Here is an 8,769-nt window from a genome sequence, read left to right as displayed (position 1 = left end):
AGCTACCTCGCAGGCCTTCACCTCCGCGCCTCGATGATCTGGATAGACGACCTCGTACGACCGCTCCACTGATCACAACATCACACAGGCCCTAGAGGGGAAGACACGTCGGCACATCCCGGACTATCTCCTGCTCACCGGGCAAGTGCCGGTGGTTGTCGACGTCAAGCCGTTGCAGCGGTTGTCCAGGCCGGAGGTGGCGTTCACCTTCGACTGGACCCGGAGGGCGGTGGAATCTCGGGGATGGGAGTACGAGGTCTGGAGCGAGCCTCCGGCCGCAGAGCTGGAGAACATCCGGTTCCTCGCGGGTTATCGCAGGGATTGGCTGTTCAACCCCGAGATTTTGGAAGCGCTGCGGGATGCGGATCTCGACGGGCTGCCTCTGGGACAGGCCATGGGGTGCCTGCCGGATCATCCGGAACCTCAAGTCCGTTCCGCTATCTACCATTTGCTCTGGAAGCAGGCTTTCGTCACCGATCTCGACCAGCCTCTCGGCCCTTCGCACATCCTGCGGAGGTCAGCGTGAGCAGGGCGGCGACCCGAGTCGGAGTTGGTACGCGCTTCCGCTACGACGGGGAGTCCGTCGAGGTGGTGGAGATGGCCGTGACCACGGCGGGCAACGAAGTCGTCCTGAAGGATGGTCACGGGCGGCTTCTGCGGCTGTCGCTCAAGGAGTTGCTTTTCTCTGACCGAGCCGCGATCAGTCCTGATGGCCCGGGACCGGCCGCAGATGACGAAGGCGAGATCGCCTCCGTGGTCCTCGGGCAGCTCGATGCGGAGGAGAGACAGAAGGTCCTGGAGCGAGCTGGGCACGTCCGCGAGGTACTGACCGGCTACCGCTCCGGCAGCAGGGAGTTGGCGGCCGACGACGAGCCGAAGGCCGCCTACGTCACAGCAGTGCCGATGGAAGCGAGGAAGGCTGCCAAAGCGGCGGAACTTGGCGTGACGGCCCGCACCATCGAGCGCTGGGTCGCTGGATTTCTCCAGCATGGCGAGGCCGGCCTTGCACCGGGGAGGACGCGTTCGGAGCGGTCACAGAGCTCGGTCGATGACCGGTGGGTGGAGACTGCGGTGGAGGTGATGGTCGAGCACGCCGACCAGTCGCGGCCGTCGCGGACGATGGTGATCGAGCGGACCCGGGCCCGGGTGATTGCGCGGTTCGGTGAGGGAGTGGTGCCACAGCCGAGTCGGGCGACGGCGTTTCGGCTGATGGAGGAGCTGGAGCGACGCCATCCACTGTTCCGGCTGAGTACGAAGCGCAACCGGGACATTGCCGGTCGGCCGGAGGGCCCCTACGGCAAGCTGCGGCCCACGCGGCCGGGCGAGTACCTGGTGATGGACTCCACCCGTCTGGATGTCTTCGCGTTCGATCCGCTGACGCTCAAGTGGGTGCAGGCCGAGTTGAGTGTCGGGATGGACTGGTACACCCGCTGCATCACGGGGATCCGGCTCACGCCGGTCTCGACTAAGGCGGTGGATGTCAGCGCGGTGCTTTTCCAGTCGTTTCGGCCGAGGCTGGCCGGACGGGACTGGCCGCGGCACGCGGTCTGGCCCGAGCACGGCATTCCCCGCACCGTCCTGGTCGATGTCGAGGGCGTCACCGGGCCGGGGCTGGCCTCGCCGCCCCTGGTTCCCGAGACGCTTGTGGTCGACCACGGCAAGGTCTACGTCTCGGAGCATCTGACCAGCGTCTGCCGCCGGATGGGCATCTCCATCCAGCCGGCCCGCCTGCGGACGGGCCGCGACAAGGGACCGGTAGAGCGCTACTTCCGGACCCTGCGGGAAGGGCTGCTGCAGGTGCTGCCCGGCTACAAGGGGCCCGACATCCACTCGCGGGGTGAGAGCCCCGAGGATGATGCGTTCTTCTTCCTCGACGAGCTGGAGGCGATCATCCGGGAATGGACCGCGACGGTCTATCACTGCAGGCCGCACTCCAGTCTGGTCGATCCAGGGCTGCCGGGGCTGCGGATGTCCCCGGCGAAGATGTTCGAGCACGGCATGGCGCGGGCCGGCTACATCGAAGCACCCCGCGACCGGGACCTGGCCTTTGAGTTCCTGAAGACCGAGTGGCGCACGGTCCAGCACTACGGGGTGGAGATCGGCCGCCGCCGTTACAGCGGCCCGGGCCTGCCGGAGTCGGGCATCCGCAGTCCCTACGACTCGCCGATGAAGAACGGCTGGCCGTTCCAGGTGGACCCCGACGACATCACCCGGATCTACTTCCGCGATCCGGCGACCGGGTCCTGGCACACGCTGGTCTGGGAGCACGCACCGTCGGCCGAGATGCCGCTGAGCGAGGACGCGTTGATGTTCGCCCGCCGGCTGGCGGCCTCGAAGTATCGCTTCCCCGACGACCGGCTCGCGGTTGCCGATCTGCTGGAACGGTGGAATCTCGGGCTGGGCACGACGCTGGCCGAACGGCGCATGGCCCTGCGGCTCTCCCGTGAACAGGCTGCGATCGAACTGCCAGAGACCGAGGCCGAGACGGTCATCTCGCTTCCGTCCGTGCGTAAGGCCATTGGGGCGGACCCGGAGATGGTGGAGCGCAAGCGACCGGAGCCGACGGAGCTCGGCGATGACGATCAAGCCGACCTGGAAGACCTCGCCGACGTGGACGACTTCTATGCGGACGCCCTGGAGGACGTGTGACCAGCACGGCCAGCCCGCCTGGCCCGGCGAACCTGGCGCTGTCCCGGAAGGAGGACTTCAAAGCCTTCGCCGACAGACCACGCCGCACCCAACCCGACGCACTGACGAGCGCTCAACTCAGGGCTCTGAGCCCGTCGGCACGAGCCGAGTACAACCGCAGCCGGCGGGAGTGGCACGCCAACCTCGGACCGCTCAGAACACCGCAACTGGTTGAGCTTCATGAGGATTTGTGGGACATCGTCGACAGCAACTTGCAGGACGGTGACAAGGCCAAGGGAGCTATCGCGGTCGATGCCTTTCCCGGTCTGGGCAAGACCACCTCGGTGCTGGCGTTCGCCCGGGCGTTCCATCGCCGGGAGATAGCCGAGCAAGGAGAGTTCACCGCCCAGGGGAACGAACGGGTTCCGGTCTGCCGGGTCGGTCTGACCGGCAACACCGGCATGAAGGACCTCAACCGGGCCATGCTGGAGTTCTTCGGCCACCCGGGGCGCAACCGCGGGACGACCGCCCAGCTCGGCCAGCGAGCCCTGGACTGCGTGCTCTCCTGCGAGGTCCGTCTGCTCGCATTGGACGATCTTCACTTCCTGAAGTGGCGTAGGACGAACGGCATCGAGGTCAGCAATCACCTCAAGTGGATCGCCAACGAGTTCCCGGTGACCCTGCTGATGGCCGGCGTTGGACTCGCCGACAAAGGTCTGTTCAGCGAGGGCGGCACCAAGGGCGACGCGGTCATGGCCCAGACAGGGCGCCGCACCACGCGGCTCGGTATGCGGCCGTTCACGATCGAGACCGAGAAGAACCGCCGGGAGTGGCGGCAGATGCTGCGAGCCCTCGAAAAGCGTGTGGTCCTGGCCGACAAGCATGACGGCATGCTCACGGACGACCTGTCCGACTATCTCTTCGCCCGCAGCACCGGACACATCGGCTCGCTGATGACGTTGATCAACCGCGGCTGCCAGCGGGCCGTCCGAAGCGGCGAGGAAACACTCAGCCAAGACTTGCTGGACGGCGTGAAGAACGACGAAGCGTCCGAGAAGGCCCGCCAGGAACTCGAAGCCGCCCTCGAGAAGAGGCGACTGACAAGCCGCCCGCAGACCACACGCAGGAAATCGGCATGACCGGTGCCCCAAGAACGCTGCCGATCCGGATCGACCCCCTGCCTGGCGAAGCCCTCGACTCCTGGCTCGAAGCCCTGGCCCATCGGCTGGACACCCCACTTGGCGACGTACGGTCGCATCTCGGCTTCCCGGTGAGAGACCGATCCGGGAACCACCTCAGGGACATCCCGCCGGACTGGACGATCGCGCTGCGTGAGCACGAGACATCGGCCGTCGCGCACGCGAGCGGACTCTCGCCGGCTCTGATCACGACCATGACGCTGGCCCACTACGACCAACGCGCCCTGCGTATCGACCTGGCCCGCCGGCACGTCGACCGCCGGGTGCTCTGGGGCCGCGGCCGGGGTTCGCGGTTCTGCCCGGACTGCCTGGCCGGCTCCGGCGGCCGCTGGCAGTTGGCCTGGCGCCTGGGATGGGCCTTCGCCTGCCCCCGCCACCGTCGCCTGCTCGCGGACTGCTGCCCGAACTGCGGGCGTGTCCAGCGGGAGCGACCCCGTTCCGGCCGGGTCGTTCCCCAGCTGGGCATCTGCGGCAATCCCCCCTCACAACCCGGCAGAGCGATATCCGGTGACTGCGGCTTCGACCTCACCAAGACCGGAACGCTTCGGCTGCCCGCAGGCCATCCAGCGCTGACCGCCCAGGACCGGCTGCTGGAGATCATCGAGTCCGGGGCAGCCGCCTTCGGTGCCTACACCGTCAGCCCGCAGCCAGCACTCGACGCCCTCGCGGACATCCGAGCCTTCGGCGGACGAGTGCTGGCGGACCTCCCCGCTGGTGTCATCAAGAAGCTGCTGCCCGCCGACCTCGCCGACGAGCACTTCACGCCTGACCCCAGCTCCCGACTCGCATCCCGGGCCGTGGAGCGGCCCGGCTTCATGGCCCCGCCACGGGCCGTGAGCGCTGGCGCCGCGATGACCATCGCACTGCGAGTCCTTGAACACCGGGATGTCCACCAGGCCGGGAAGGCGATGCGCGGACTGCTGGAGGCGATGCGCGAAGAGCTCTGGCAGATCAGTGCCACGAGCATCGACAGCTGGGGACGCGGCCTGAGCCCCGTGCTCAACGCGGTGCACTTGGTCGCGCTCGCCCCATCGTTCCGGCCCAGTGACCAGCTCCGCTTCCGTACGGTGACCAGCATGCCCAGCAGACCGAACCTCACGGACACTGAGCTGGCGCGCCGAGCCCGGAACATAGCCAGCACATTCTGGCCGGCCTGGGCAGTACGGCTCACCCCGTCGGAAGGGGTCTACCCTCGTGTTCTCGCGCCCGTCCTGGCCAGCGCTCTCCTGATAATCGGCAGTCGGACCAGCCTTGATGACGTGGCCCGGCACCTCGGCGCAGTCGCTGACGGCATCGACATCTCCCGGATCTTGCAACTGCTGAACGATCAGCCGAAATGGCCGGACATGATGACCGCCCTGGTCCGCCTGGCCGACTACCTCGACTCCAACGACATTCCCATCGACTACCAGCGGCGCCGCCGCCTCGACTACACCAACCTGCTGCCGCACGAGCGCTGGCTCGACATCTGCCGCAGCACCGGCACATCGCCCGGCCAACGCCGACGAGAGCAGATCATCCGCTGCCGGTTGTTCCAACGCATCAGTGGCCTGCCGACCGAAGCCGTCCCCGGCTACCGCCAGGTCGACGAAGCACCCTTCAGGGCCGAGGTCGCCCGAGCTGCAGCCCTCCAAACACCCGAGCTGGCCAAGGAACTGGACCGCGCAGCTATGGACTTCCTGGCAGCCCACGACATCCACGACGAGCCGGTGACCTGGCAGCCGCCCACCTCCCTGCTCGACGGACTGGACCTGCCCGGACCCGACCCCGCTCGCATCGAGGTCCCGCGCCTGCACCAGCTCATCCGCCAGCGCAAGAATCCGGTGCAGTACGCGGCCAGGGCACTCGACACCAGCGTCGAGGCGATCCGCTATGTACTGGACGAGCATCCCGCTCCCGCACCGCTGCCGACCAGGTCCGTTGCCAGAGCGACAGGCGCCACCCGTCACCGAGCCCGCCAAGAGGTGCCGAAGGAGACCTTCGTCCGCCTCTACCTGCACGAGCACCAATCCCTGAACCAGATCGCCGCCCTCACCGGCTTCTCTCGCAAGGTGCTCGCCCCGCTTGCGCACGAGTACGACATCCCGCTCCGCGACGGCCCACAGGACTACAAGCCCCGAGGAACCGTCGAACCGGACTGGCTGATTGAGCAGTACGTCAACCGCCGCCGGACCCTTGCAGACCTCGCCCACGAGAAGGGGATGAGCACCGCGAACATGGCGCGCTGGGCCAAGACCCACAACATCCCGCTGCGATCACGCGGAGGATCCAGCCACAGCCGGTCACTTCGCGCTGCCGACCAGGCCGATCGAGCGCCGACCATCCTGCGGCCGGCTCTCAGTGGCCAGGGGGCCAACGAACGCCTGAGCCGATTCGCGGCCGCATCCGCCTACCCCAGCCTCAGCGCGGCGGCGAGCGGCCTCGGTTTCAACACCTTCACCCTCGTCGCGCAGATCAACCGGATCGAACGAGAGCTTGGCGGACCGCTGCTGGTCAGAGCCGAACGCGGCCGACCCATGACGCTGACCCCCTTGGGGAAGAGGGTGCTCAGAGCTATTCGCACGTCTCAAGATGGTGCAGCGTCATGAATCCGAAGTTCACTCCAGGTCGGAAAGGCGATGGAAGGCTCCGTCGAAGTCTCCCGACGCAAGCAGTTTGGTGATCACGCCCACCATGCCCTGGATCCCAGGATCTTGAACGATCAGCCCGTCCAAGCACCAGAAGCACCGACCACCTGCCGCTTCTCCGGTCTCCTCCCGTTTCCTCATCAGCCGGTCCACCTCGGGGAGGGTGAAGATCGTCGCACTCCAGCGAGAGCCATCGGGGAGGTGAACCTCGACATCCACATTGCAGACCTCATCGAGCACCTCATCAGGGCTTGGGAGGAAGAGTGCCTCGAACCCGTCTCGGCGGGCACGGTAGTAGGGGCCATCCCATCCAGCGTCGGTCTGCGGCTTGCTCGTTGTAGTGGTCACAGCAGGAGCATCCCAGTAGTTCAGATGGCCATCCAACGGGAATTGGACACCGCGACGGCTGGAGAGCAGAGCACCGCCATCGTGGGCCCGTGAAGACTAGGAGCTGCAGGGTGCGATTAGATGTTGCTGGGGAAAAGACCGTGACGGTGTCGGCGTCTGCTCCTATCTTCAGACCATGACCGTCACCGCACGGCGGGAGCTGGTGAGCCCCGCAACCCGAAACGCTTTCCGCTCTCTGGCCACGGACCTGACCATCCGGATCGTGGCCGAGTTGTGGGAGGACCATGGCTTCGCGCCTATCCCGCCAGATGAGCTGAAGTACCAGGACTCAGGCCAGCGGCGCACCGAGTTCATGCTGTATGCGGAGGGCGTGGACTGGTCGGATCCGAACCACGTTCGGCGTGCCCTACTCGTCTTCGAGGACTTCATCCGCACCTATCGGAGCCCGGACGACCAAGGAACGCCAAAGTGGCTGGACGACATCAGAGTTCGCTTGGAGCGGGACGGCTTCGCCCTCGACAAGGAGGGGAAGATCTCCTGGTCAAGCCCGCCGGTGCTGGCCCGTGACCTCAGCACCCTGAGCGATGCATCAGGAATCACGATCGAGCTGGAGCGCATTCGACGGGACCTGACCACCGACCCCCATGGGGCCATTGGCGCGGCCAAGCAACTCATCGAAGCGACCGCGAAGACCGCTCTTCGGGAGCTGGGCATCGTGGTGGACAGGAACGCCGCGCTCCCTGCCCTGATCAGTACGGTCCAGAAGGCATTGAAGCTCGATGCTGCCTCGGCTCCGGATGGACCCGACGGCAGCAAGGCCGTGAAGAAGATTCTCTCGGGGTCGGTGAACATCGCGATCGGTGTCGCCGAACTGCGTAACCAGGGCTTCGGCAGCGGTCACGGTCAGGCGAGCGCACCGTCCGGGCTCGGAGTGCGTCATGCCCGCCTGACGGTCAACGCTGCTGTGACCTGGTGCGAGCTGATTCTCGACACGCTCTCGGACCCTGCCGCTCCGTGGCGCAACGCCAAGGTCTGATCCACTCGGGAAGAGCCGGGCCACCCCCGAGTTCTGTCGGACTGGGAAGGCACAATCGGCGCATGTCTGAGACCTTCGTCGACCTTGGATCCGTCAATGTGCCGTCTGGTGTGCTGGTGCTCGGCATGGCTGGGTGGATCGACTACTGGCGGGAAATGGGTCAGCTGCTGTCCGAGCGCGCCCGGACAGCAGCGTCGTCGGGAGGAAGCCATCTTCGTGAGTGGCTGTGCGAGGCGGTCGCGGTCCCGGCTGCCGATGACCGGCCCCTGAGGGTAAGGGCGACCGCCTCGCCGTCCCCCTTTGATGAGGAACCGACGATCGCGATCCTGGAGATCAGCCTCGGTGTCCAGTGGCCGGAGACCGCGGACCGGTCGGTGCCGATCCGGCTCGGGGACCTGCCCGTCGACCGTTGCGGCATGGTTATCGGCGACGCCGCAGGTCTGGACGCGTGGACGGGAATGGGCGGCGAGCCGGCCGATGGGCTCGCCGACGTCTTCTACTGGGGCCTGTACGCGGACGACGCGCACGCGGAGTTTGGCGGTGAGCGGATCGCGCAGCACGGCGTCGACGGACCGCACGGGTGGCTCGACCTCACGCTGGCCGAGGCGGCCGCCCGTGCAACCGAACTCACTGCCTGGTGCGACCGCCTCCACGGCAAGGGCCTTGTGGTCTCGGTCGACAAGCACACCGACGACCACCGTTTCCGTCGAGCCGGGTGGCACCATCCGCTCCGCGTCGGAGCGATCGAGGTCGGCGGCTGCCAGGTGCTCGGCATCGAATGGGACCAGGGCGACCATTCGATGAGGCACCGCGGTGAGCGGGACGCCGGCCAGGTCTATCCGGTCACGCTCGAAGCCGACGAGGCGGGCGAGATGGTGATGCGATGGACCATCCCGCCCTACGACTTCGACGACGAAGACGAGTAACGAGC

At 66.9% G+C, this 8,769-nt stretch carries 7 protein-coding genes; 6 read left to right on the top strand and 1 reads right to left on the bottom strand.

The genetic code is table 11. The annotated features are described in order from the left end of the window. Positions 1–151: 151 nt before the first annotated feature. From ABZ495_RS27655 to ABZ495_RS27640, 4 genes are read left to right on the top strand one after another with little or no spacing between them, the layout of a single operon-like run. Positions 152–526, top strand: a complete 375-nt coding sequence (locus ABZ495_RS27655; RefSeq protein WP_359838620.1) for a TnsA-like heteromeric transposase endonuclease subunit — start codon at positions 152–154, stop codon at positions 524–526. Beyond that, on the top strand, positions 523–2,649 hold the full coding sequence (locus tag ABZ495_RS27650; RefSeq protein ID WP_359838618.1) for a helix-turn-helix domain-containing protein: 2,127 nt from the start codon (positions 523–525) through the stop codon (positions 2,647–2,649). The genes ABZ495_RS27655 and ABZ495_RS27650 overlap by 4 nt, the downstream gene beginning before the upstream one ends. Beyond that, positions 2,646–3,767 (top strand): AAA family ATPase, encoded by a 1,122-nt coding sequence (locus tag ABZ495_RS27645; protein ID WP_359838616.1) that lies wholly within the window; start codon positions 2,646–2,648, stop codon positions 3,765–3,767. The genes ABZ495_RS27650 and ABZ495_RS27645 overlap by 4 nt, the downstream gene beginning before the upstream one ends. Beyond that, entirely contained in the window at positions 3,764–6,415 is a 2,652-nt protein-coding gene (locus ABZ495_RS27640; RefSeq protein WP_359808993.1) for a TniQ family protein, read from the top strand. Before ABZ495_RS27645 ends, ABZ495_RS27640 begins: the two co-directional genes overlap by 4 nt. 9 nt (positions 6,416–6,424) lie before the next feature. On the opposite strand, the gene ABZ495_RS27635 is transcribed toward ABZ495_RS27640, so the two are convergent. Next, entirely contained in the window at positions 6,425–6,802 is a 378-nt protein-coding gene (locus ABZ495_RS27635; protein WP_359808991.1) for a hypothetical protein, read from the bottom strand. Positions 6,803–6,977: 175 nt separating this feature from the next. Here ABZ495_RS27635 and ABZ495_RS27630 point away from each other — a divergent pair, with 175 nt between their 5' ends. Together ABZ495_RS27630 and ABZ495_RS27625 are read left to right on the top strand one after the other, a co-directional pair. After that, positions 6,978–7,838, top strand: a complete 861-nt coding sequence (locus tag ABZ495_RS27630; protein WP_359808989.1) for an abortive infection family protein — start codon at positions 6,978–6,980, stop codon at positions 7,836–7,838. A 62-nt stretch (positions 7,839–7,900) separates the two neighbouring features. Beyond that, positions 7,901–8,764 carry a hypothetical protein gene (locus tag ABZ495_RS27625; RefSeq protein WP_359808988.1) on the top strand — a complete coding sequence of 288 codons (864 nt, stop codon included), beginning with the start codon at positions 7,901–7,903 and terminating at the stop codon, positions 8,762–8,764. Positions 8,765–8,769 lie beyond the last annotated feature (5 nt).

Origin of the sequence: Kitasatospora sp. NPDC005748, from assembly GCF_040630735.1 — a bacterium.
GTDB lineage: Bacteria > Actinomycetota > Actinomycetes > Streptomycetales > Streptomycetaceae > Kitasatospora.
This window is presented reverse-complemented; position numbering and strand designations above follow the sequence as displayed.